Here is a 22,792-nt window from a genome sequence, read left to right as displayed (position 1 = left end):
ATCAGCGGCCGGGCATCGCCGCGCGAACCAGCATCGCTGCCGCCTTGCCGGCACTCTCCATGTAGCTTGCATCCCGGTGCAGAAGCACGACCGCAAAACTGCCGTCGAGCAACAGCAGCATCTGGCGCGCCAGTTCGCCGGCATCATCGATGCCTGCCTCGGCGAACACCTGCGCCAGCCAGGCCTCGAACTTCTTCTTGTGGGCCGCACCGATGCGGATCGCCGGATGGCCAGGCATATTGGCAAGCTCGGCCGTGGTCCGCAGGAAACCGCAACCTTTCCATGAGGGATGCCGGGCGACGCGGGCGAGATTGACGAAGATCGCCTCGACCTTAGCCGCGAGATCGCCGTCGGTCGCCTCGAACCACTTGCGAAACAGCGCCAGGTTCGGCTGGTCGCGCCCTTCGAGATAGGCCGCTATCAGGTCGTCCTTGCTTTCGAAGTGATAGTAGAGCGTGCGTTTCGTCATCCCCGCAGCTTCGGCCACCGCATCGACGCTGACGGCGCGGATACCCTCGGCATAGAAGAGCTTTGCTGCTGCCGCGACGATCGTTTCCCGGGTCGATTTCTGAGCTTTCGCCATCACGATGTATACCGACTAGTGAATATACATGACATCCTCCCGCACCTAACCTCTCCGTGTCAACACTTGCCGGAGAGCAACCATGTCCAACACCGTTCTGATGCAGATTTCCGAAGGCATTGCCCAACTGACGCTGAACCGGGCCGAGAAGCTCAATGCGCTGAGCTACGAGCTGATCGACCGGCTGCTGGCCCTACTTGACGCAATCGAGGGGAACGACAAGGTCGGCGCCGTCATCATCACCGGCGCGGGCGACCGCGCCTTTTCCGCCGGCGGCGATATTCACGAATTTTCCGAAAGTGTGGCGAAGGGCGTGAACCCGGCGGTGCGCGATTTCGTCCGCCGCGGCCAGCGTCTGACCGCGCGGCTCGAATCCTTCCCGAAGCCGGTCATCGCTGCCGTCAACGGCATTGCCTATGGCGGCGGATGCGAGATCACCGAGGCGGTGCATCTGGCAATCGCCAGTGAGCAGGCACGCTTTGCCAAGCCCGAGATCAAGCTCGGCATGCCGCCCACCTTCGGCGGCACGCAACGCCTGCCGCGGTTGGCAGGCCGCAAGCGCGCGCTTGAACTGCTGTTGACGGGCGAGGATTTCTCGCCGGATCGCGCCCGGGAGATGGGCCTCATCAACCATGTCGTTGCCCATGAGGAACTGATGCCCGCCGCTCGCGACCTTGCGCGGCGCATCATGGGCTATTCGCCGCTCGCAATCCGCTCGATCATCACCGCCGTCACCCGCGGCCTCAATATGTCGATATCTGAGGGGCTGCTGGTGGAAAGCGAACAGTTTGCCCAGATGGTTCCGACCGACGACCTCTCCGATGCGCTTGCCGCCTGGAAGGGACGGCACATTCATGATGATCCGCCGCGCGACCGCGCCTTCTCGCGTTACTATTAAATTCAACCGATCGGTTGACAATCACCATCGCATCGTCAATATTCAACAACATGGTTGAATATATGAACGATCGGCTCGACGCCGTATTCCATGCGCTCTCCGACCCGACGCGGCGGGCGATGTTGCAAGATCTGTCGGCGGGCGAACGGCTGGTGGGCGAGCTTGCCGCCCCCTTCTCCATCTCGCTTGCCGCCGCATCGAAACACATCAAGGTGCTCGAAGGTGCCGGCCTCGTGCGGCGCGAGGTGCGCGGCCGGGCCCATGTCTGCCGGCTCGACGCCGAGCCGATGCATGCCGGCATGGAATGGATGCGCCACTACGAAGCCTTCTGGCGCCAGCGCATCGACGTGCTGGAGGCGCTGCTCCTGGCGGACGACGCGGCAAAGGGCGTGGACGCGCAGGCAACGACCGAGACGGAGAAGAAAGGATGACTTCGCCAACCGGCAACGACGACGGATATGCCCGCAACGTCGCGCCGGATACGGCGCGCATCGAGCGGCTCTTGCCGGGTCCGATCGAGCGCATCTGGGCCTATCTGACGGAGGAGGACAAGCGCCGCCAGTGGATGGCGTCAGGCATCATAGGTGCCGCAGCCGAAGCGCCGGTCGAACACATCTTCCGCCACGAGGAACTCGGCACGGATTGCGGCGAACCGCCGGCCAAATATGCGGCCCTTGCCGGCGAGAGCCGGATCCATGGCCGCATCATCGCCTGCGAGCCGCCGCATCTGCTCGCCTATAGCTGGGGCGAAGGCACGCCGACACCGTCGCAGGTGCGGTTCGATCTGGAAACAAGGGGCGCCAACGTGCTGCTGGTCGTCACCCATTCGCGCATCGCGAAACAGGAGATGATGGCGAGCGTGGCCGCCGGCTGGCACACCCATCTCGACATTCTCGCCGATGTGATTTCCGGCCGCACGTCGCGCGGCTTCTGGAACAAGCATACCCGGCTCGAACTGGAATATGCCCAGCAGCTGTCACCGCCCTAGCACTCTTTAACCTTCCGAAATTGCTGCATGATTTTCTGCCTGGGATCCCTGCCGATCCAGGGGCCTCATGCCGCATGTCCATGCAACGAGGCAGGATCAAGGGAGTTTGAAATGTTGCTTCAGAACAAGGTGGCCATCGTTTATGGCGGCAGCGGCGCAATCGGCGGCGCAGCGGCGCGAGCCTTTGCCCGCGAAGGCGCCAATGTCTTTCTGGTCGGACGTACAGCCGAAACCTTGAGCCGCACCGCCGAGACAATTCGAGCGGCGGGCGGAAAGGCAGAGTTCGACGCCGTCGATGTCTTGGATCAGGCAGCCGTCGAACGGCATGCGCAATCGGTAGTCGATCGCGCCAGCCGGATCGACGTGGTGCTGACCGCCGTCGGCTTCACGCATGTTCAGGGACCGCCGCTGTCCGCGCTGTCACTGGAGGAGTTCGAGCGCCCGATCGCCGCTTACACCCGCGCCAACTTCATCACCGCCAAGGCGGTCTCGCCCCACATGGAGAGAGGCGGCAGCGGCGTGATCCTGACGGTTTCGACGCCCGGCTCACGCCTGTCAGGATCCGGCTTCCTCGGCTATGGCACCACCTGCGGGGCCATCGAGACCTTTTCTCGCATTCTTGCCGGCGAAGTCGGTAGCCACGGTATCCGCGTCATCTGCCTGCGCCCGGACGCCATACCCGAATCGCTGCCCGTCTCGCACGCACGCGGCGTGTTCCAGGGGTTTGCTGACCGCTTTGACACGACCGTTGAGGAGATGCTCGAGGGACGAGCAAAGACCGGCACGTTGCTCGGCCGCTTCCCGCGGCTCGACGAGGTCGCCGACTATGCCGCCTTCGTCGCCTCGGACCGGGCGGGCGCCATGACCGGCGTGATCGCCAATCTCAGCTGTGGCTCGTTAGTCGACTGAAATAAGACGACCGGCGCAACCTTTGAAGGTCCGCCGGTCGTTCACCTTCAGGCGCGTGCAAAGCCCAGGATGAACAGGGCCAGCGCGCCGATCGAAGACACCGTGCGCACATGGTTCCACCAGACCCAGTCCGTCAGGTAGCGCTGCTGCCAGATTTCGATCGCCGCCTGCCCGGGCGTGGCCGCGCCCAGCGCATCGTTCATCGGCACGTTGAAGACAATGGTGACGATCAGCACGCCGGCGACATAGACGATGCCGCCTACCGCCAGCAGCAGGCTGCCGTTGCCGCCGGAGAGGAAGGCCAGCACCACCAGGGCGAGCGCCAGAAGCGCCGTGCCCATGAAGGCGCTGAGGAACAGCGGATTCTGGATTACCACGTTGATGGCGTTCATCGCCGCGATCCCCTGCTCCGCCGGCAACCGCGCCAAGGCCTGCATGATGCAGACCGAGAAGATGAAGAACAGCCCGGCCATCAGGCCGGAACCGATCGCGGCCGCAAACGCCAGAGCGGGGATGAGCGCGATCATGCGGCAAGACTCCAAACACCTGTTGCAGCGGTCTCCCGGGCATAGTCGGCGAAGCCGCGCGGCCCGCGCCCAAGCACGCGCTCGACATCGGACGTCACTTCAGAATTGCGCCCGTCGAGCACCGAGGTGAAGAGATAACGGATGAGTTCGACATAGTCATCAGGCAAACCGTCGGCCTGCAACTGCGCGGCGAAGTCGGCAACCGGCACGGACTGATAGCGGATCCGGCGGTTGGCGGCCACGGCGATCTCGGCCACGGCGTCAGCAAACGTCATCAGTCGCGGGCCGGTCAACTCGTAGACCTTGCCGACATGTCCCTCGTCCAGAAGCGCTGCCACCGCCACGTCGGCAATGTCATCGCAGCTGATGAAGGGTTCGGTGATCTCATCCGGCGGCAGGAAGACCGAACCGCTGGCAACGGCACCGGCCAGGAAATCCTCGCTGAAATTCTCGAAGAACCAACTGGCCCGGATGATCGTCCACTCGGCACCGGATGCCTGAAGCGCGCGCTCGGCTGCTTCCGCCTCGTCCTCTCCGCGTCCCGACAGCAGCACCAGCCGCTTGATGCCCGAGCGCACGGCAAGGCTCGAGAACTTGCGAATGGTTTCGACGGCACCCGGCACCGCCAGATCCGGTTGATAGCTGACATAGATGCGCTCGACATTTTCAAGCGCGGGCGCCCAGGTCGCCTCGTTGGTCCAGTCGAAGGATGGTGATGCCGAACGGGCGCCGATGCGCACGGCAACGCCGCGTTCCTGAAGGCGCGCTGCGACCCGCCGCCCCGTCTTGCCGGTACCGCCCAGAACCAGTGTGAGTTTGTCCGTCATCGCTTCCTCCTGAGGTTGATCCACAAACATGAGTATCTCTCACATTTGCAAATGTGATAAATCCTCGTATTTTAGGAGTCAAGTCAAAATGTGAGCATCCCTCATGAAACAAGAGATAAGCCCAGCCGCGGCTTCCGCCGACGACGAGACCGCGCTGCGCCGCACACCCAGCCAAAAGCGCAGCCGCGAGCGCGTCGAGCAGATCCTTGCCTGTGCGACGGCGATCATCCAGGAAAAGGGCAGCGACGCGATGCGCATGAGCGAAGTCGCTGAAAAGGCTGGAATATCGATCGGATCGCTCTACCAGTACTTTCCCGACAAGGCAGCGATCGTGCGCACGCTGGCGGAGCGCTACAATGCGGTCTGCAGCGAATGCATCGCGGCCGAGCTTGCCAAGGTGACGTCGCTCGCGGAACTGCGTGACGCCTTCGCCGTGCTGTTCGACATCTACTACGACATGTTCCTCGCCGAGCCCGTCATGCGCGACATCTGGTCGGCGATGCAGGCCGACAAGGCGCTGCGCGAGATCGACCTCCAGCAAAGTCGCATTGGCGGCCGGCTCCTCGCCGATGTCTGGGCGCGGTTTGCGCCCGGCACGCCGCGCGAAGCGATCGACAGCGCCGCCTTCCTGATCATGCATCTCGGCGATTGCACCATGCGGCTTGCAGTCTCGGTCGAGCGCGCGGAGGGCGACCAGATCGTCGAGGCCTACAAACGCATGATCCTTCGGGATTTTGTCGCGGATGGGCCGGGCGGCGGCGCAAGTTTAATTGACATCTCCGGGGTGCGATCCTAATCATCGTGGGATCGATTGGTTCCCGCAACGCGAACGCGTTTCGGGAGTAAACGGGAACGTGACGGATGGACCCATGCTGGGCATTCAAATCACGGCCGACCCCGCGACTGTAGAGCGACGTGAATGCGCCGTTCCGGAGCGATCCGGAAGAAGCCACTGGAGACGGGACCGCGAGAGGGCGGACCTTGGCTCTGGGAAGGCGAGGCAAATCCAGGGTGATCTCACCCGACGTCCTGAGCCAGGAAACCTGCCAGTCGATGCGGGCATAGGGCCCAAACCGGGATATTTCCCGATGCCATCACGGAGGTTGTCATGGCTACGTCTACAGTTTCGAGCATTCCGCTCTCCCTCAGCGATCGTCTGACCGCAGGTATCATCGCGCTGCTCATCGGCGGCTTCCTCGTCTTCGGCGCGGGCCTCGCGAATTCGGCCGTGCTGCACGACACCGCGCACGACACCCGCCACTCCTACGGCTTCCCCTGCCACTAAGCGATGCGGAGGGACGCGACATGCGTTCCGCATCGACATAGCTGCGGACAAAAACGCTTCCGGCGAACAGCCGGACGCGTTTGCTTGCGTCTGATGCAGACCAAAGATCTGCCGGCAGGAGCCGTTCGCGGAATTGCCAATGGGACACGGCGCTGCCTGCAAGATGCATGGCGCGCCGATATCGAGGGATATCGAAAATGATTGTCAGAACGCTTCTGGCCGCGATCGTGGCTGGATTAATTGCCGGTGTCTTCATGACCGGCGCCCAGGAACTGCGCGTCGTACCGTTGATCCTGCACGCGGAAGAATTCGAAGGCGAGGCACCGGCAGCCGGCGAACAGCCCGCCGCCCAGCCGGGAACCGTCGATCCGGCCGCCGCAAGCCACGACCAGCACTCGTCGCTGAAGGCGGTCTCGCCGATCGGCACCCTGCTCGACGCGCTGTCGCCGATCACCCCCGCCTACGCCCATGAGGGCGAACACGAGGAAGGCGGCATCATGTTCGGCATGAGCCGCTTTTCCGGAACGCTGATCGCCAATCTGGTGACCGGCTCCGGCTTCGCGCTGCTGCTGGCCGGTGTCAGCCTCGTCATCGGCTACCCGATCACGCTTAGAAACGGCGCGCTCTGGGGTGCCTGCGGCTGGCTCGCCGTGCACATGCTGCCGGCCATCGGCCTGCCGCCGGAACTGCCGGGCTTCCCGGCCGCCGAACTCGGCGACCGCCAGGTCTGGTGGCTGGCAACGGTGGCGCTTTCGGCCGTCGGCCTCTATCTGCTGGTTCTGCGCGAAGAAATCGTCGCCAAGATCATCGGCCTCGTGCTGATCGCGGCACCCCACGTCTATGGCGCCCCGCAGCCGTCGGATATTTCCAGCAACGTTCCGGCCGTGCTCGGTGCCGAGTTTGCCGTGGCAGCGCTCGCCACCACGCTCGCCTTCTGGATCGTCCTCGGCGTCGTCTCGGGCTTCATCAACGATCGCTTCGCCAAGGCATAAGCCGACCGGCCACCGTGACAAAAGGAGCCCCTGATATCGCCGATATCAGGGGCTCTGTCGTTTCAGATGCTCAGCCGGTCTGCGATGCCAGCAGATGCGCCTGCAAGCGTTCTCGACGCTCCTCCGGCGCCTGCAGCACGCAGCTGTCGCAGAAGCTGCCACCTTCGGTTCGATAATAGAGACAGCAACCGCCGCGCAGCCGGTAGACCCGCGACAGCGGCGGGTGGCCGTCGATCTCGATGGTCTCGTAACGGAGCTTGCCGGAAAAGAGAGGCGTGCCTTCGCGCTTGACGATCGCCAGCGCCTTGGACATCGCATCCTCTTCATCGCCGAGCGCGCGGCCAATCTCCAGGAAACCGCCGGCCAGCGAATCCGCCGCAAGCCGCCATTGCGCCCCGGAGGAAAGACCGGCGCGATGCTTCAGCATGGCGATGACTGGCGCCAGATGTGCTGCGAAGGTTTCACCGAAGGCATCCGTATCGCCTGGGGCATCATCGCTGACTGCGGGCAAGGCAAGACTGAAATGAAACCGTTTGGCCGCCACCAGCCGCTCACCATAGGCGCGCGAAAATTCTTCGAAGCGAAGGCCGCGAACACCCGCCACGATGCCCGCACCGAGGTAGAGGCTGCCGAGCGCCAGAGCGAGCTGGTTGCCGTAGAAGGCGATCAGATGAGCGGCGCGAATCTTGTCGTCCATACCGGCGGCAAAACAATCCTGATAGGCAAGCCCGGCGTCGAGGCCCGCACCGTCTTCGGCCCAGAACTGCGCCTCGGAAAGACAGCCGTCGCCGGCATCGTCAAGCGAAAAGCCCACTTCGGGAAAGCGCAGTTGCAGGCGCGCGAGCACGCCACGAACGCTCTGGCGCAGCGCCTCGTCCATGGCCTCCTCCGCTGGGCGATCGCCTTGTCGCTCGTGAGCAAAGCTCATGCCATCCCCCTGGTCGCAAGCCAGCCACCGCGAAAATCCGCCCGCTCCAGTCCGCGCCGGATGGCCGGAATGTCGCGCGTCAGCCGCCAGACAAAACCGCTTCTGGCGTTCTCGATCATCATCACGACGAGCCCCTGGTCAAGCCCGACCACGCGGTCGTCGACCCAGCCGTCAGGGCCTGAGCCTCGCAGGCTTGGGTTGAACCCGCCGGGAAAGCGGCCCTCGCACAGGAGGTCGGGATAGCGGTTTTCGAACGCGGCCAATGCCGACTGCGAAGCATCCGCGTCGAATGGCAGGCAGGCAACTGGTGCCCAGGGCGCAAGCGTGCCATCGTCTGGTCCACCGGGCGCACCGCGGGCGGCATAACCGAGCATCCGCTGCCAACGCCCATCGACAAGCCGCTGCCGCCCCTTCGGTCCGTCACAGGCACTGAGGCCCCATCCATCCCTGTCATAGCCAGCGAAACCTCGGGGATTGTCTTCGGCATACTGGCGCTGCAGGTCGATCGCCCGGCAGGTGTTTTCAGAATAATCCGTCGCCTTGTCGCGCATCGGCGGATCGCGAAGACCGCGAAGGTCGAGCCAGGCCTGCGGAAAGAGATGGATGAACAGCGGGCCGGCCCGCAGGTGCGGCGCACCGTCGACCGTCGTCCAGTCATAGGCGGCTGTGAAGACGCGGTAATGCTCCGGCCCGATCGCATGATGCGGCGCGCCGAGCGCCAGGACATAGAGCAGAAGCGCCTCGCTATAGCCTTGCCAGCGATATTTCAGAAATCGCCCCGGCGGCCGCCAGCCCATCGTCAATGTCTCGCCGCGGCCAAGCGCCCAGTGCCAGTCCACCTGGGCATAGAGCTTTTCCGACAGCACCTGGATCTCCGTCTCCGTCGCATCCTCGCCGGTGAAATAGGCAGCAGCCGTCAACACGCCGGCAATCAACAGCGCGGTATCGACGGTCGAAAGCTCTGACTGCCATACCCGCTCACCGGTCTTCATGTGGAGAAAGTGATAGTAAAAGCCGCGATAGCCGGTGGCGCGCGCATCGCTCCCCTGCCGGCATTGCTGGAGAAACCGCAGGGTCGTCAGCACCCTTTTGGCCGCTTCGCCGCGCCCGATCCAGCCGCGTTCGACGCCGACAGGGTAACAGGAAAGCCCGAAACCGGTCGCGGCGATGCTCGAAGGCGCGTCTGCGAGCGACGTATCGGCGACCAGCCCCGTTTCGGCGTCGCTGTAGCGCAGAAAATAGTCGAAGGCGGCGGCCTGCAGCCTATCGACCTGAAAACATTCCGTATTCCGTGTCTGCTGAAGCATATTCCCGGCTCATTTGGACCCGCTGGCACAGTATCGATCGGCTGTCACCTATGTCGATATCACCTTTTATTGAAGGTCGGCCAAGCCCAGACAGTCGCCGACAGCCAATCCTGTGCTACATTTCGTCAGATAACGCGGCTCGCAATGACGGGTTGAAGCTATGTTGAGCATGCTGGCGTTGATCCTTTCCCTGACGGGCAGCCCGACCCAATCGGGCACTGCGCCGACCGATGTCGACGTCGAACTGGTGTTGGCCGTCGATATGTCCGGTTCCATGGACCTGGACGAAGCACGGGTCCAGCGCTCCGGCTACGTGCAGGCACTGCGCCACGCGGACTTCCTCAATGCGGTGGCCAGCGGTCGATATGGCCGGATCGCGCTTGGCTATTTCGAATGGGCCGGCACGGTCAACGAATCCTCCCTCGTCGCCTGGCGGGTGATTTCCAACGCCGCCGAAGCCGACGCCTTTGCCGCGATGATCGAAGCACGCCCGGTCGGCACCCGCCGCGGCACCTCGATCTCCAACGCGATCACCTACGGCACGGCGCTGATCGATTCCAACGCCTTTTCCGGTATGCGCCGCGTCATCGATGTCTCCGGCGACGGACCCAACAATATCGGCCCGCCGGTCACGCCCGCCCGCGACATCGCCATTGCCCGCGGCATCATCATCAATGGGCTGGCGATCCTGATCCGGCCGTCGGTCTCGACCGGGCCGCTCGACCAGTATTATGCCGAATGCGTCGTCGGCGGCCCCGGCTCCTTCGTTCTGCCGGTGCACGAGCCGGAAGATTTCGCCATCGCCATCCGCCAGAAGCTGATCCTGGAGGTGAGTGGCTTACCGCCGCCGCCACGCGTGCGGCTCGTCGATGCCATGCCGGCGCCCGACTGCATGATCGGCGAAAAGCTGCGGCCCGGCTTCCTAGATCGGGTGTACCCCGAACTCGACAAGTAGCCGGCGCCGATCCACCACCACGCCAGATTGTCGTTTCCCTTCACCGCGGGCGACGATAAGATGCCGCACTCATTCGCGGATCGATTTCCTTCATGCCCCTCACCACCCATCCGGCACCTGCCGATGCAACCACCGACACCAGCACCCGGCAGATTCATGACAAGCTGCGCGATGCGATCGTCGAACGCCGGCTTGCGCCGGGAACCAAGCTGTCGGAAAGCGATGTCGGCGATCTCTTCAATGTCAGCCGGACGCTGGTGCGCGCCGCCCTGCAGGCGCTTGCCTATGAAGGGCTGGTCACCGTCGAGAAGAACCGCGGCGCCTTCGTCGCCCATCCCTCGCCGGATGAAGCCCGCCAGATTTTTGCGACCCGCCGGCTGATCGAGCCAGGCCTCCTGCGCGCGGCTGCGGCCCGGATCGGCCCCGCCGAGATCGATAAGCTGCGCCGCCTGCTCGCCACCGAACAGCATCTGACCGCCCAGCGCGGCCGGACGGCCCGCCGCGCCGAGATCAAGGCATCGGGCGACTTTCACCTGGCGCTCGCCGACCTCACCGGCAATGCCATCCTCAGGCGCTTCATGGACGAACTGGTCGCCCGTTCCTCGCTCGTCATCGCGCTCTACGGACAATCGACCGTTTCGAGTTGCGGCCACAACGAACACGACGACATCCTGACCGCAATCGAAACCGGCGACATCGAGACCGCATCAGCGCTGATGATCCGCCACATCGATCACATCGAGGCCGATCTCGACCTTAGGGAGCGCAAGCCGACCGACCTCAGGGCCGCGCTCGATTTCTGAGCCATGTCGCCCGAAGGCTGTAGCGATCGATCAACGCGCATCAGCACCCAGGTCGAAGGCGGATCCTGTGACCCGGTTTGCGCACGGCCCACATTGGATCATGTCATTGCTGCAATGAAACAGTGACATGATCGAACGTGTTGCAGTCGCGCAATCCAGGCGGAAAGCCGCTTCACACTTTTCCTGGAATTGCTTCTCGGCCTCCGGCGCCCCAGCCTTCAGCACTTCCATCAACCGAAAAATCTTTCGCGAAATTTGTAGCGGCCAAAGCGTGGCCGCGTTCGTCCGAAAGCCTTGGCTTTAGGGGCTCCCGACGGCCGCAGTCGGCCGACCATGTCGGGCCGCCGTCCTCATGGTTAAAAAAACCGCACCCACTGACGGAACCATCTGCGATCACCGGCGTTGCCCTCCCGCTCAAAAGACTATGAATGAGGAATGCAAGATGAGCGAAAAAACCTTCGCAACGCCGATCCACCTGAAACTGTCGTCCAAGCGGCAGACCGTCGTAAGGACCGTCTGGGAGGCGCTTGAGCTGCTGCGGCAATGGCCGGGCAGACGTGGACGGGAATATCGTGCCGCCCTTCAGCGCTGCCTGGATGCGCTCGACGGGCTGACCAGCGTCAACAGGGCAAGCCGCTGCTTTACCGCCGCCGCCCGCGAATCAGGCCTTCTGCTCGCCTGAGAAAAACTCCAGTTTTCCGAAGTTCACGCACCGGCTGAACCGCCGGTGCGTCCGCCTCCGCTAAGCATGTCGCGCAAAAGTGTTCAGCGGCTTTGCGATGACGACATGCGCAAAAACAAGAGCTTAGAGCGCGTGGCAGTCGCGCGCCAATCTCAGTAGCAATTGCTTGCGTGTTTCATCCCTGAGCCGGACAGGACTTAAGGAAACATGCCGGTGCCGCTACTGCGTCGGCCGGCCGACGTTTTTGCCACCATCGGCAACAAGTGCGGCAAGCGACGCCTTGTCCAGCCGCCAGTCCGGCGAGCCGTAGCCGAGCGGCCACTTGTAGGGTTCCTTGTCGTTGAAGAACACCACGGCTGTCAGAAGCGGGAAACGATCGCGATAGGTGTTGCGATCGAAGATCTCCGCATACCAGGCGCGCTTGTAGTCGGGCGAGCCGGAAACGCCGAGCTCGGCGACCATCACAGGCTTCCCGAAACCTTCGACCCGGCGGTATTTTTCGCCAAGCGTTTCGCCAAAACTGCGCTCGCGGCCCCAATAGTCCACATCCATCTTCTGCAGACCCCAGACGGGAATGCCGATGGCATCGACCACGTCGTCGCCGGGATAGTAGCCGGTGAGGTTGCGGTGCCCCTTCGGCGACCAGACGAAGCGCACGTCGGGCGCAAGCTCCCGGCAGCTTTCGACGAAGTAGCGAAACGCCTTCCTGTAGCCCTCGGCGTCGCGCCGCGCCCAGGGGTAGCGACCGTCAGGATCTTCCATCTCGTGGCCCCAGCGCATGTAGACCGGGGCGGCCACCGCGCCGGCGCGCTTGCAGATATCGCGGATCTCGCGATCGAAACGCCCGCGGCCGATATCGGCAAACAGCCGCTCGCCCCCCGCCCGCCAGTCGCTCGCATGGGTGTAGGGCTCGACGGAGATCATCAGTGCCCGTCCCTGCGCCTCGGCAACGGCGATCTTGCGCTTCAGCATCGCCTTGTCGAGCGCCTGCCAATAGACGAAGACATGTTCGATCGTCAGGGCATCGCTGTTCGTCACCGCGTCATGCGGGTCGTAGACGCCGATCGCAACCGCGCCGCCGGATTTGCCCGCGGCCTTGCCGGCCGTACCGATCGAGGCCGTCGTCAGCACCCGGTCGACCGTGTCGCCGAGATCGGCAGCCACGGCGCGCGCGCCGTCCATCGCAGGCGAAAGCGCCACGAGGCCAGCCAGGAACACCGATCTGAACATCGCAATCGACAAGAGTTGTCTCCGACGGAGGATGAGTATTTCCCGGAACAGAACGACAAGCGCCTCTCCCGAAAAGATGCAGGACTGCAAGAAGCTCGAGTATTTCCGCAGCTCAAACCCTCAAGCGGAAACACTCTGACGAAACTGTATGAAGACGAAGCATTTCAAGCGCATCACCCAAATGGGAATGGCTTTACAGCGAACTTCTGAGGAAGCACCGCGACGTATGGCCGAAGCCGCTCGGCGAGCAGATGTAGGGCGCACGGCCGAGATAGGCGGTGACCCGCTTCCTTGCCGGCAGCGGCTCGACGATATCGTCTTCCTGCGCAACCCTGATCAGCTTGCCCTCTTTCGGGGCAACGCCCGCCGTGCTCGTCACGGCCTTCGAGCCGGCAGAGGCAAACAGCGGACTTTCCGCAATGCCCGCCGACGAACAGCCGGAAGAGACAAGCAGAAGACCGAGAAACGAGGCAGGTACGAGAGACTTGAAACCCGAAACGGTAATGCGGCGGAGGCCGCCCAAGGCGGTTAGGCTTCGCATAAGCATCCTTTCGAACGAGCGGAGATAGCCGCCTGGCAATTTCCCTAGCGGGAATCGACCGTGACGTTCAACCCCCACTTCTTATTATTGACAGCTAAAATTAAGAGTTTCTTTCTGAGCGCATGCTTTTCGAATGCAGGGACGCTGCCAGGCCGCCGCCGCCCGCACCGACTTTTGCCCCGTCAACCGCACTCCAGCGGGGCCGAGATCCGCAATCGCGACGAATAAACGTTATGAAATCATGATGTTGGGTAGACAAGCCCCGCGCGCCGAATTCAAACGAGCACCGGTTGACGCCTCACCTCCCCCGCTTCACAGCACAGACGGAGACAGCCGCCATCGAAGCCGTGCACGCCGCCGCCCTGTCAAGCCGGAACAAACGTTCTCCCGCGGGAGGCTCGCCGCACCGGCCGGAGGTCGACGCGCCCCACTCCGACCAAAGTCCCCCTCATTTCTGGCCGCCGGTTGTTTACACAGTGTTGACCTCTGTGACGCACCTTGGCTTCCAGGCGCAACATGTTTGAGCGTATGCGCCCACTCCAAAACTGCCCGCTTCTGGCGGGCATTTTTTTGGCTTCAGATCCCGAAGAGGTTTTTCAGGTGCCGTTTCGATTGGCGAGCGGCTCCGATGGTACGACTGCTTATCGATAGCGAGACGACTTGGTGGGCCCGGAGGAACCTGTCGAGCCGCGTAAACTCTTGTAATCGCTTCGGTATTTTGGACGTCGGCGTCGTGATGCCAACACTGATGCCAACACATTTGTGGGATTTTCTGGGACTTCTGTGGACATTTCCCTGGCCGCGTGAATATTTTGACGGCAACTGAGCGAGGGCGGCGATTGAGCAAAGCGGGCGATCATCACTACGTGCCTCAGTTCCACCTCGGTATGTGGAGCGGGCAAAACGACAAGATCAGCCAGTGGGGACGCATACCATTCAACAACAAGCTCGTCTGCACACCGGTCACCACCGCTGCCACGGCATACGTCCCTGGCCTCTACTCGCTGGCCCACGTCAACGATGAGGAGGCCCAGCAAATTGAAATCAAGCTGTTCGGGAAGATCGAGACCGCAGCGAAGCCGGTCCTCGACAAGCTGATCAGTCGCGGCCCCGCCAAGCTGTCAGTTGAAGAGCGATACTGGTGGACCATCTACCTCAATGCCTCACTCTTGCGCGTGCCGCATATCGTTGAGATGGTCACATCGAGTGTTCAGGAGCGCATCGCTCGGGACATGTCCCAGCCCATTCCTGAGTTTGACGCAGCGAAGGGCGATGCACCAGAAAACACGCTGTACGAGTGGGCTTCAAAGCACGCACCCGCTCGTGTCGCTAACTCGGGATTGAAGGTCCTGGTCGATCTGATCCAAAGCGAAAAGGCCATCGACCGCATCATTCATCTCAGGTGGCTCGTCAAAGACGTCTCGTCAGGACCGAGGAGGTTGCTGCTGGGCGACAATCCTTTCGAACGAGTTGGCGACCTCTACAAGCCGCGCACCACCATCTCGCTTCCGTTGTCTCCGACGCACCTTTTCATCGCCAGTGATGCGCCGGATGTCATCGACCACTTTGCCCGGATGCCCGCTCGCGATGTGGTCAAGGCGAACAACCAATCGTCCCTCATCAACGCGAAGAAATTCGTCTACGGCGAAGCGGAGCGCGACTTCATCGACGCCCACCTGCCGCGGCACTAGCTCAGCACGTAAGCCCGCCAAGCATCCCAATCAGCGTCGTTGTCATAGTTGTCATTCGCCGCTACCTGAGAGGATGCGGAATGCTGCTGCTGCCACCGAAGGTACTTGGCCGTTGCCAAGGGCCGTAAGCTGCTCCACCCTTGCGGCCACCCCATCAGCCAGGATACCCACTCCGGGTTCAGAGGGCCATTCAGCTCCTTTGAGGACACCATCTTCCTTAACTTCGCGCGTGCTCCAGACCCGCCCCATTTGCAGAGCGCGGCTCCACCCGAGGCTGTCACCGCAGTTGGTGTTGGCCAAAATCCAAATTCGCTCCCTGAGATGGGGCGCGCCAACGTGTCCCGCTGCCAGCACTCCCCACTGAGCATCGTACCCCATCTCGGCCAGGTCTCCGAGAACTCGACCGAGTCCTCTGGATGTGAGCATGGCGCTGTTCTCCACGAAGACGAACTGGGGTCGTACTTCGTCAACGATGCGGGCCATTTGCTTCCACAATCCTGATCGCGCTCCGTCGATCCCGGCACCCTTGCCTGCGGCACTGATGTCCTGGCAGGGAAACCCTCCAGAAACCACGTCAACACGTCCGCGCCATGGCGTTCCGTCAAAGGTGCAAACGTCATCCCAAATCGGGAAAGGCGGGAGAAGTCCGTCATTTTGTCGGGCGGCAAGAACAGCGGCGGCGTAGGGTTCTCGTTCGACGGCACAGACGGTGCGCCAACCAAGCAGGTGTCCTCCGAGAATGCCTCCACCAGCGCCCGCGAAAAGAGCCAGCTCATTCATGGCACCTCCAGGCAGAGGTGCAGTGTTCATTTCCAATAGAATCGTATGTCCGGCGCATGACCTTTCCTGTCGTTGGATGTTGCGCCGATTCTACTACACTGGAAGTGGCTTATTCTACTAATCGTTGAATATAGATCGTGTAACTGACAGTTGAATCGCCAGTATGGTTCCGGTCATGGGACTCGAACCCGCAACAGGTGGGACTCGAACGAAGTGAGAAAAAGCGAATCAGTTCAAGCATTTGATTCAATGGAAGGAGTCGAGAGTTTGTTGGCATCACTACAAACGGCGAAATCTGATACCAACAACCGTGCCAACAAATTGAATCGCTGGGGTGTCCCGACGTGTCCCATGTCGTCCAAAGAACCCTGGAAACGCTAGGGTGTCAGGGACGGCTATGGACGGTATGGGACGTCTGTGGACGGATTGGTGGGCCCGGAGGGACTCGAACCCCCAACCAAGCGGTTATGAGCCGCCGGCTCTAACCATTGAGCTACAGGCCCACGCCGGATCAGGTCCGGGACTCAGCGAACCAATGGCAGTTCGTGATCGGCAATGGCTCTAGCCGAAAACCTTTTTGACGACAAGCCATTGCCGCAATGCCCACACAATCGATAAGCATGAAGTGAGCAGGGACAGAAACAACCGGAGAGACACGACCCATGACTTCCACACGCACTGCCCGCACGCTTTCCATCGCTGCCTTGGCCGCCGCCTTTGCGGGTATTGCCGCTGCGGGCGCACACGCACAGGATGCTGCCACGGCGCGCGAAGCGATCATCACCGTTGCCGGCGAAGGCCGCTCGTCGATCGCGCCCGATATGGCGATCCTGCAGCTGAGCGTCGTCAAGGATGCCAAGACCGCCCGTGAGGCGCTCGACGCCAACAACAAGACGATGGCCGAGGTTCTGACCGCCCTCAAGGCAAGCGGCATTGCCGACCGCGACCTGCAGACGAGCGGCTTCTCGATCAACCCGCAGTTCAACTTCCCGACCAACAATGACGGCGGCAACCGCCCGCCGGAGCTGATCGGCTACCAGGTGGCCAACGGCGTGAGCGTGCGCGTGCGCGACCTCGCCAAGCTCGGCGAGATCATCGATAAGTCGGTCACGCTTGGCGTCAACCAGGGCGGCGGCATCCAGTTCACCAATGACAAGCCGGAAGGCGTGATCACCGAAGCGCGCAAGGCGGCTGTCGCCGATGCCATCGAGAAGGCCAAGGTTCTGGCGGAAGCTGCCGGCGTTTCGCTCGGCAACGTCGTCAACATCACCGAGCAGGGTTTCCGCCCGGAGCCGGTGCCGATGATGCGCGCCGGCATGGCCAAGGAATTTGCGGCCGACTCCGTGCCGATGGCAACCGGCGAAAACAGCTACAACGTCACTGTCAACGTCACCTTCGCGATCAAGCAGTAACGCCTGCCGCCTGAGCCCGCACGCAAACAGCGCTGGCGGGCTTTTGCGGTTTGCGACTGGCCGCCGACTATGGTCGGAGACCGGCACCGGAAAAGACAAGGCCCCGCGCAGTGGCAACCGCGCGGGGCTTTTTCGTGTCGGGCTCAAGCTCGGTGCGTGCCCGTCGTGTGGCTTGCAGACAAAGAAAAACCCCTCACGCCTGGGGCGTGAGGGGTGCATTTCCGCCGGCCGGGGGAGACAGGACGGAAAAGGCTTGGATTACCAGCGGCCGATTACCGGGCAACCGCGCTGATTGGCGAACGCGATCGTCTGGCGGTAGCCGCGGCGGCTGCCTTCGACGACGATGCGGCGGTGCGAGACGTCGGCGACGTAGGCGCGGCGCAGGCCATGGTCACGGGCCTTGTCGACAGCCATCCAGGGGGCGCAGCGGCTGCGGCGGCCACCGCCATCCCAGCCACGGTCCGGACCGCGGCGATCACGACCCCAGTCGCGCTCGTCGCCGTAACCACGGTCGAAATCGCGATACTGAACCTGAACGCCGCCACCCGAGCCGAAGCCGAATTCGACGGTGTCTGCGGAAGCGGTGGAGGCGGCACCGAAAAGGCCGGTCAAACCGATGACGGCAGCGGCGGCGGCGTTGATGAGGATGTTCTTCATGGTCTTTCTCCGAGGGCTTGAAGGGTTCAATCTGCAATCACCGTCCCAAGCGATTGATCGGACATTAGCGGCGCCAAACTGAACGCTAGCGGAACTGCACATTCATGCGGGGTTCAGATTGCGGGCACCTGACGCAAACGGGCGGGAAACAGAGATTCGTTCGACTTCCAGGCGAAGTGCTTCGACGGATGGCCGGCAGACGCAACGCCGCTATTTGTGCGCGATATCAATATGATAGAGGATTGATCGACATGACCTTGCCGTCCGACACGCGACAGGCGGCGTGAAAATCAGCGCGATCTTCCTGAGGAGGTTGCGATGCGAAGACGCGGCTCAGCCGGCAAGTTCGGCTTCGAAAGCGCGCATGTTGCGATAGTGGCTGACCCGGGTGATCGACTGATCCTCGATCTCGATCACGAAGACGCTCGGGATCGAATAGGTCTGGCCGGAGGCGGTTGGGAAACCGTCGAGCGTCTCGCGGTAAGTGCCGCGTGCGGTCAGGTCCACGGCGATCCGCTGGCCGAAATTGTCGCGCATCTGCACAACGTCGCCATAGGTTTCGTCGAAATGGCGCAGGAAGGTCATGATGCTGGATCTGAGCGGCTCGACGCCGACGGTGCGCTGGCCGGTCAGAGAATCGAGCGCCACGTCCTCGTCGACAAGCCGCGCCAGAGCGTCGAAGTCGCGGTCGTTCAATGCGTCGATGAAGCGGCTGGCGATGGTCTGCGCGTCGGTCATATCTGCCTCGGATGCTGATTTCGGGTTCGTCCACGTTTTTTGGACTAGAGCCATGGAAACGACGAAGGCCAATGTCGGTTCCATGCACGATCCTCCAACGAATATGGAGGGATGGCGACGCCCTTCAAGGCGCCGCCACGATCGATCGGGCAACCGGGTCGGGGTCATTGCCCAAGATGCAGCACGATCTCGCGGCGGTGCGGCCGGTCGCGGTGTTCGAACAGATAGAGGCCTTGCCAGGTGCCGAGCGCCATGCGGCCGGCATTGACGGGGATGCCGATCGAGACCTGCGTCAGCGCCGCCTTGATGTGCGCGGGCATATCGTCAGGCCCTTCCTGCGTGTGCACCACCCAGCGCATTGACGGATCGGAGGATGGCGGCACCAGCCGGCCGAAAAAAGCGCTGAGGTCACGCTTCACGTCAGGATCGGCGTTTTCCTGGATGAGGAGCGAGCAGGAGGTGTGCCGGACGAACAGGGTCAACAGCCCCTCGCCCCCGCTATTGGCGCTGACGAAGTCTGCCGCCTCGTCGGTGAACTCGTAAAGCCCCTGGCCGCGGGTGGAAATGACGATCGTGGTCTGCGTCATGTCTGCCTGTCTCCCTTGGCGCCGCGGCAGCAAAGCGCGGCCCCCGCTTGAACTGGTTCGGCAAAGCCGCCGCCAAGTCAAGCCCAGGCCTTCTGCCAGGTCTGTTTCTCGCAGCCAAGGCACCGTCTCGCGGCCGGAGCTATTTCTCGAGAAAGGCCTCGAAGCCGCCATAGATCATGCGTTTGCCGTCGAACACGTCTCTCCAGGCCTCGCCCTGCAGCCGCGGATCCTCCATCACCTTGGCAACGATCGCGTCCCGGTCGGCGCGCGACTTGTAGGTAATCCAGGAGAAAACCACGGTCTCGTCATCCTTCGCCTGCACCGCGCGGGGAAACGATGTCACCTCGCCATAGGGAACGTCGTCGCCAAGGCACTCGGCATAGGAGAGCGCGCCATGCTCCATCCACACGTCACCCGCTTGCCGCGCCATGTCCTTGTATGCCTCGATATTGGCCTTGGGCACCGCAACGATGAAACCATCCACGTAGCTCATGTCGATATCCTCCTCGGTTGCTTCGACCACCAAAGGACGAACGGGATCGAAAAGTTCCGACAATAACCTCAGATTCTTCGGTTGATGCGTGTTTGCCGCCTTCAAGGGCTGTCGTCGGCCGCCGCGCATGGCCTTGCGAAAAGTTGTGACCGCCTGTCGGCAAGTCCCCTTCCCGTTCGTCCTTGGCACAGACCATCACGCAAGGGAGCAACCGTCATGCAGAAGATCACGCCCTTTCTCTGGTTCGACAACCAGCTTGAAGACGCTATCCAGTTCTACACCGCCATCTTCCGCAATGCCCGCATCACCGACATCAAGAAAGGGCCCGATGGCCGGGCCTTCACCGCCGCCTTCGAGCTTGAGGGACAGGCGTTCATGGGGCTCAACGGCGGCCCGCATTTCAAGTTCTCCGAAGCCGTCTCGTTCTTCGTGCGCTGCGCCGATCAGGCGGAGGTCGATTACTACTGGGAACGCCTGCTCGACGGCGGCACGCCGCAGCGCTGCGGCTGGCTGAAGGATCGCTTCGGCCTGGCCTGGCAGATCATACCCGATGCTCTGATGCGACACCTGAGCGATCCGGATCCGGCACGCGCCGGCCGCGCCCAGCAGGCGATGATGGCCATGGTCAAGATCGACGTCGCCGGGCTTGAAGAGGCAGCCGCCGGCTGAGCCTTGTCCTAAAGCGCGTCGCGATCTTTCAGATAAGCTTGGCGCGCTTTAAGGTCTTGTTTTCACGCATGTCGTTATCGCAAAACCGCTGCACACTTCTGCGCGACATGCTTTAGCTACCGCAGCTTTTCAACTGGCGGCTATAGAGCGAGGCCATTCCGGTGGCGCGCTTGGCGCCGGTCTTGGCGGTGTCGCTCCAGTTGCCGCGGGCGTAGCCGGCGTGGCCGTGGTAGTAGGCGATGTAGAGCCGATAGGTGTCGTTGAGCGCGATGCCGTTTTTCTCGCCGCTTTCGCGGTGGTACCAGGCAATGAAGCGGATGGCATCGCCGAAGTCGGAACGCCGTGCCGTCCAGCGGCCGGTTTCGCTCTGGTAGCGCGCCCAGGTGCCGTCGAGCGCCTGCGAATAGCCATAGGCCGACGAAAGCCGCGTCCACGGAATGAAGCCGAAGAGTTTGGTGCGCGGCGGCTTGGCGTTATGCCGGAAGCCGGATTCCGTATAGATCGTCGCCATCAGCACCGGCACGGGCACGCCATATTCGCGCTCCGCCTGATAGGCGGCGCGGCGCCAGTTGTTGAAAAGGCCATCTCGCTGCTCGAAAACCGCGCATGCGTTTCGGGTGTCTCTCGGCACCGTCGCGCAACCGGCCAGCAACAGGAGGACGACGACAAAAACGCAACGCATCTTCGAACCTCTCGTTTCAGAGAGATTGATAAAACGTAAACGTTAAGGATCGGTTTTGAATCGAATGCGATTGATCGGGGAGCTATTGCGTCATGGCTTGGTCAGGTCGCGATTTGGGGATGAAATTACGCAGCAGGTTCAAAATGCTACGCCGGGTTTGCGTGCCATATCCAACGCGCAGCGCTGCCGCGTGTGGCACTCAAGATTCTGCTATCTGACGTTTCAGCTTTGACCTATTCTCGGCGCAGCGGAAGACAGTTGCGGCCAGCGCTGAGACTCAGCGTCCGTAGGTGGTCGCAGATCATGCGAAAGTGTCGTCGCCGACCGTGGCGCGCGCAAAACGAGGAGAGCGAAGACATGCGATTTCCTGCCTTGATGTTTGCAGCCGGTGTCGTGCTGACGGGTCTTGCATCGGCCGCACGGGCCGATGATTGCGCCAATGCCAGCGACCAGGCGACGATGAACGAATGCGCCGACAAATCGCTCAAGGCCTCGGACACCGAACTCAACACCCTCTACAAGCAGATCGAGGCGCGCCTGAAGGACGATCAGGACAAAGCCAAGCTGCTCGTTGCCGCGCAAAAGGCATGGATCGCCTTCCGCGATGCAGAGTGCGACTTTTCCGCAGCTGGCGTTACGGGAGGCTCGGTCTATCCGATGATCGTTCTTCAATGCCGGGATGGCTTGACGCAGAACCGCGTCAAGGACTTCAAGACCTATCTGAGCTGCGAAGAAGGCGACCTCAGTTGCCCCGTTCCGTCAGCCAACTGAAGCCTGCCTTGACGACGGCGGCGAAGACATGTGTTTTCGCCGTCGCCCTTACCACTGCCTGGCTTGGCAGCGCGGCAAACGCAACTGACCGATCGCACCTCTACACCAGCGATGCGATCGTCACCGGCACCGGCGAAGAGAACCGGCAGATCGGCTTTCGCGAATGCCTGAGCGAAGTTTTGGTCAAGGTTTCCGGCGATGCCAGGCTCGCCGACAGCACCGCACTCCCCACCCTGCAGGCGCGTGCGGCGGAGTTCGTCGCAAGCTTCTCCTATCGCGACCGGTTGGAAGGCGTCCCGATCCATGACGAGCAGGGAACGCACGACCGTCCGCACGATCTCACCTGCCGTTTCGAGCCCAAGATCATTGACCCTCTGCTGGCAAGACTTGGGTCGAAGCCATGGCTTTCGCCGCGTCCGATCATCGCCGTGCTGCTGGCCGTCAAAGACCAGACGCGCCGCTTCGTGCTGGCGCACGACGGCAGCGAAAGCCCCTATATGGCGCAATCGCTTGCCGCTGCCACGGTTCCGCTGGCTCTCATGGCCCGCCTTCCCGACGCTGCAACGCTTGCCGCCGCAAGGCTCGATTTCGACCATCTATCCCGGTTGAACTCGACTGAGCTGAAACAGCTGGCCACGGATATCGGCGCAGAAATCCCCCTCGCCGGCACGCTCGTCTGGTCCGACGCCGCACGTGGCTGGATCGCCGATTGGCGCCTCGTCGAAAACGGCAAGGCGTATCGTTGGCAAATCCGCGGCGTCAGCTTCGATGACGCATTTCGCAACGCCATGCAGGGCGCGGCACGCATTCTCTCCGGCAACGGCCCGCCATAGACGAGCGTTGCGTGCTTGCCGGCT

General features: G+C 62.4%; 28 protein-coding genes, 1 tRNA gene and 1 riboswitch. Of the genes, 15 read left to right on the top strand and 14 right to left on the bottom strand.

What is annotated here, in order from left to right; translation table 11 throughout:
• Position 1 precedes the first annotated feature (1 nt).
• Positions 2-583: a TetR/AcrR family transcriptional regulator gene (locus tag BLJAPNOD_RS09760; RefSeq protein ID WP_115419661.1), complete on the bottom strand. Its 582-nt coding sequence runs from the start codon at positions 581-583 to the stop codon at positions 2-4.
• A gap of 82 nt (positions 584-665) precedes the next feature.
• Between BLJAPNOD_RS09760 and BLJAPNOD_RS09755 the strand changes: the two genes are divergently transcribed.
• The 4 genes from BLJAPNOD_RS09755 (at position 666) to BLJAPNOD_RS09740 (ending at position 3,378) form a co-directional block, all read left to right on the top strand.
• Positions 666-1,481, top strand: coding sequence for a crotonase/enoyl-CoA hydratase family protein (locus BLJAPNOD_RS09755; protein ID WP_115419660.1), 816 nt, complete (start codon positions 666-668; stop codon positions 1,479-1,481).
• Positions 1,482-1,543: 62 nt separating this feature from the next.
• Positions 1,544-1,912, top strand: coding sequence for a metalloregulator ArsR/SmtB family transcription factor (locus tag BLJAPNOD_RS09750; protein WP_244610909.1), 369 nt, complete (start codon positions 1,544-1,546; stop codon positions 1,910-1,912).
• Entirely contained in the window at positions 1,909-2,469 is a 561-nt protein-coding gene (locus BLJAPNOD_RS09745) for an SRPBCC family protein (RefSeq protein ID WP_115419658.1), read from the top strand. The genes BLJAPNOD_RS09750 and BLJAPNOD_RS09745 overlap by 4 nt, the downstream gene beginning before the upstream one ends.
• 111 nt (positions 2,470-2,580) lie before the next feature.
• Positions 2,581-3,378 carry an SDR family oxidoreductase gene (locus tag BLJAPNOD_RS09740; RefSeq protein ID WP_115419657.1) on the top strand — a complete coding sequence of 266 codons (798 nt, stop codon included), beginning with the start codon at positions 2,581-2,583 and terminating at the stop codon, positions 3,376-3,378.
• Between the two features lie 47 nt (positions 3,379-3,425).
• Here BLJAPNOD_RS09740 and BLJAPNOD_RS09735 read toward each other — a convergent pair whose 3' ends face one another.
• Positions 3,426-3,905 carry an anthrone oxygenase family protein gene (locus BLJAPNOD_RS09735; protein ID WP_115419656.1) on the bottom strand — a complete coding sequence of 160 codons (480 nt, stop codon included), beginning with the start codon at positions 3,903-3,905 and terminating at the stop codon, positions 3,426-3,428.
• Positions 3,902-4,732: an NAD(P)H-binding protein gene (locus BLJAPNOD_RS09730; RefSeq protein WP_115421223.1), complete on the bottom strand. Its 831-nt coding sequence runs from the start codon at positions 4,730-4,732 to the stop codon at positions 3,902-3,904. Before BLJAPNOD_RS09730 ends, BLJAPNOD_RS09735 begins: the two co-directional genes overlap by 4 nt.
• 103 nt (positions 4,733-4,835) lie before the next feature.
• Here BLJAPNOD_RS09730 and BLJAPNOD_RS09725 point away from each other — a divergent pair, with 103 nt between their 5' ends.
• The 3 genes from BLJAPNOD_RS09725 to BLJAPNOD_RS09715 all read left to right on the top strand — a co-directional run bounded on the left by BLJAPNOD_RS09725 (position 4,836) and on the right by BLJAPNOD_RS09715 (position 7,009).
• Positions 4,836-5,528, top strand: coding sequence for a TetR/AcrR family transcriptional regulator (locus tag BLJAPNOD_RS09725; RefSeq protein ID WP_077499707.1), 693 nt, complete (start codon positions 4,836-4,838; stop codon positions 5,526-5,528).
• Positions 5,528-5,798, top strand: a riboswitch (cobalamin riboswitch). (Overlaps the previous gene by 1 nt.)
• Before the next feature lie 42 nt (positions 5,799-5,840).
• Positions 5,841-6,017, top strand: a complete 177-nt coding sequence (locus BLJAPNOD_RS09720) for a CbtB-domain containing protein (RefSeq protein ID WP_025427862.1) — start codon at positions 5,841-5,843, stop codon at positions 6,015-6,017.
• 197 nt (positions 6,018-6,214) lie between these two features.
• Complete coding sequence (locus tag BLJAPNOD_RS09715; RefSeq protein ID WP_077499705.1) at positions 6,215-7,009, top strand: CbtA family protein; 795 nt, start codon at positions 6,215-6,217, stop codon at positions 7,007-7,009.
• Between the two features lie 70 nt (positions 7,010-7,079).
• On the opposite strand, the gene BLJAPNOD_RS09710 is transcribed toward BLJAPNOD_RS09715, so the two are convergent.
• The gene (locus BLJAPNOD_RS09710; protein WP_244610908.1) at positions 7,080-7,937 is read right to left on the bottom strand and encodes a (2Fe-2S)-binding protein; all 858 of its coding nucleotides are present in this window, start codon (positions 7,935-7,937) and stop codon (positions 7,080-7,082) included.
• Complete coding sequence (locus BLJAPNOD_RS09705; RefSeq protein ID WP_115419654.1) at positions 7,934-9,244, bottom strand: glucoamylase family protein; 1,311 nt, start codon at positions 9,242-9,244, stop codon at positions 7,934-7,936. The genes BLJAPNOD_RS09710 and BLJAPNOD_RS09705 overlap by 4 nt, the downstream gene beginning before the upstream one ends.
• A 160-nt stretch (positions 9,245-9,404) precedes the next feature.
• Here BLJAPNOD_RS09705 and BLJAPNOD_RS09700 point away from each other — a divergent pair, with 160 nt between their 5' ends.
• The 3 genes from BLJAPNOD_RS09700 to BLJAPNOD_RS09685 all read left to right on the top strand — a co-directional run bounded on the left by BLJAPNOD_RS09700 (position 9,405) and on the right by BLJAPNOD_RS09685 (position 11,684).
• Positions 9,405-10,199 (top strand): DUF1194 domain-containing protein, encoded by a 795-nt coding sequence (locus tag BLJAPNOD_RS09700; RefSeq protein WP_115419653.1) that lies wholly within the window; start codon positions 9,405-9,407, stop codon positions 10,197-10,199.
• A 92-nt stretch (positions 10,200-10,291) separates the two neighbouring features.
• Positions 10,292-11,002: a GntR family transcriptional regulator gene (locus BLJAPNOD_RS09695; RefSeq protein WP_115419652.1), complete on the top strand. Its 711-nt coding sequence runs from the start codon at positions 10,292-10,294 to the stop codon at positions 11,000-11,002.
• 442 nt (positions 11,003-11,444) lie between these two features.
• Positions 11,445-11,684 (top strand): DUF982 domain-containing protein, encoded by a 240-nt coding sequence (locus BLJAPNOD_RS09685; protein ID WP_077500014.1) that lies wholly within the window; start codon positions 11,445-11,447, stop codon positions 11,682-11,684.
• Between the two features lie 219 nt (positions 11,685-11,903).
• Here BLJAPNOD_RS09685 and BLJAPNOD_RS09680 read toward each other — a convergent pair whose 3' ends face one another.
• Entirely contained in the window at positions 11,904-12,926 is a 1,023-nt protein-coding gene (locus BLJAPNOD_RS09680) for a glycosyl hydrolase (protein ID WP_115419650.1), read from the bottom strand.
• Between the two features lie 181 nt (positions 12,927-13,107).
• On the bottom strand, positions 13,108-13,455 hold the full coding sequence (locus BLJAPNOD_RS09675) for a hypothetical protein (protein WP_244610907.1): 348 nt from the start codon (positions 13,453-13,455) through the stop codon (positions 13,108-13,110).
• Between the two features lie 839 nt (positions 13,456-14,294).
• Between BLJAPNOD_RS09675 and BLJAPNOD_RS09670 the strand changes: the two genes are divergently transcribed.
• Positions 14,295-15,146 (top strand): DUF4238 domain-containing protein, encoded by an 852-nt coding sequence (locus BLJAPNOD_RS09670; protein WP_147294537.1) that lies wholly within the window; start codon positions 14,295-14,297, stop codon positions 15,144-15,146.
• 51 nt (positions 15,147-15,197) lie between these two features.
• Here the strand turns inward: BLJAPNOD_RS09670 and BLJAPNOD_RS09665 are convergent, their stop codons facing one another.
• Together BLJAPNOD_RS09665 and BLJAPNOD_RS09660 are read right to left on the bottom strand one after the other, a co-directional pair.
• On the bottom strand, positions 15,198-15,926 hold the full coding sequence (locus tag BLJAPNOD_RS09665; RefSeq protein WP_115419648.1) for a DNA cytosine methyltransferase: 729 nt from the start codon (positions 15,924-15,926) through the stop codon (positions 15,198-15,200).
• 427 nt (positions 15,927-16,353) lie between these two features.
• Positions 16,354-16,429: transfer RNA gene (locus BLJAPNOD_RS09660), tRNA-Ile, on the bottom strand.
• A 159-nt stretch (positions 16,430-16,588) separates the two neighbouring features.
• Between BLJAPNOD_RS09660 and BLJAPNOD_RS09655 the strand changes: the two genes are divergently transcribed.
• Positions 16,589-17,338 (top strand): SIMPL domain-containing protein, encoded by a 750-nt coding sequence (locus BLJAPNOD_RS09655; protein WP_115419647.1) that lies wholly within the window; start codon positions 16,589-16,591, stop codon positions 17,336-17,338.
• 258 nt (positions 17,339-17,596) lie between these two features.
• Here BLJAPNOD_RS09655 and BLJAPNOD_RS09650 read toward each other — a convergent pair whose 3' ends face one another.
• The 4 genes from BLJAPNOD_RS09650 to BLJAPNOD_RS09635 form a co-directional block, all read right to left on the bottom strand.
• Positions 17,597-17,995 (bottom strand): hypothetical protein, encoded by a 399-nt coding sequence (locus BLJAPNOD_RS09650; protein WP_115419646.1) that lies wholly within the window; start codon positions 17,993-17,995, stop codon positions 17,597-17,599.
• 333 nt (positions 17,996-18,328) lie between these two features.
• Positions 18,329-18,733, bottom strand: coding sequence for a ketosteroid isomerase-related protein (locus BLJAPNOD_RS09645; RefSeq protein WP_115421221.1), 405 nt, complete (start codon positions 18,731-18,733; stop codon positions 18,329-18,331).
• 164 nt (positions 18,734-18,897) lie between these two features.
• Positions 18,898-19,320 (bottom strand): secondary thiamine-phosphate synthase enzyme YjbQ, encoded by a 423-nt coding sequence (locus BLJAPNOD_RS09640; protein ID WP_115419645.1) that lies wholly within the window; start codon positions 19,318-19,320, stop codon positions 18,898-18,900.
• Positions 19,321-19,459: 139 nt separating this feature from the next.
• Positions 19,460-19,813, bottom strand: coding sequence for a DUF1428 family protein (locus tag BLJAPNOD_RS09635; RefSeq protein ID WP_077500000.1), 354 nt, complete (start codon positions 19,811-19,813; stop codon positions 19,460-19,462).
• Positions 19,814-20,029: 216 nt separating this feature from the next.
• Between BLJAPNOD_RS09635 and BLJAPNOD_RS09630 the strand changes: the two genes are divergently transcribed.
• The gene (locus BLJAPNOD_RS09630; RefSeq protein ID WP_115419644.1) at positions 20,030-20,482 is read left to right on the top strand and encodes a VOC family protein; all 453 of its coding nucleotides are present in this window, start codon (positions 20,030-20,032) and stop codon (positions 20,480-20,482) included.
• A gap of 112 nt (positions 20,483-20,594) precedes the next feature.
• On the opposite strand, the gene BLJAPNOD_RS09625 is transcribed toward BLJAPNOD_RS09630, so the two are convergent.
• Positions 20,595-21,164, bottom strand: coding sequence for a transglycosylase SLT domain-containing protein (locus tag BLJAPNOD_RS09625; protein WP_115419643.1), 570 nt, complete (start codon positions 21,162-21,164; stop codon positions 20,595-20,597).
• Positions 21,165-21,521: 357 nt separating this feature from the next.
• Here BLJAPNOD_RS09625 and BLJAPNOD_RS09620 point away from each other — a divergent pair, with 357 nt between their 5' ends.
• Together BLJAPNOD_RS09620 and BLJAPNOD_RS09615 are read left to right on the top strand one after the other, a co-directional pair.
• Positions 21,522-21,935, top strand: a complete 414-nt coding sequence (locus BLJAPNOD_RS09620; protein WP_199565924.1) for a lysozyme inhibitor LprI family protein — start codon at positions 21,522-21,524, stop codon at positions 21,933-21,935.
• The gene (locus BLJAPNOD_RS09615) at positions 21,911-22,768 is read left to right on the top strand and encodes a DUF2066 domain-containing protein (RefSeq protein ID WP_158556108.1); all 858 of its coding nucleotides are present in this window, start codon (positions 21,911-21,913) and stop codon (positions 22,766-22,768) included. Before BLJAPNOD_RS09620 ends, BLJAPNOD_RS09615 begins: the two co-directional genes overlap by 25 nt.
• The last annotated feature ends 24 nt before the right edge of the window (positions 22,769-22,792 follow it).

This window comes from Ensifer sp. M14 (genome assembly GCF_003355565.1).
Taxonomy (GTDB): domain Bacteria; phylum Pseudomonadota; class Alphaproteobacteria; order Rhizobiales; family Rhizobiaceae; genus Ensifer.
This window is presented reverse-complemented; position numbering and strand designations above follow the sequence as displayed.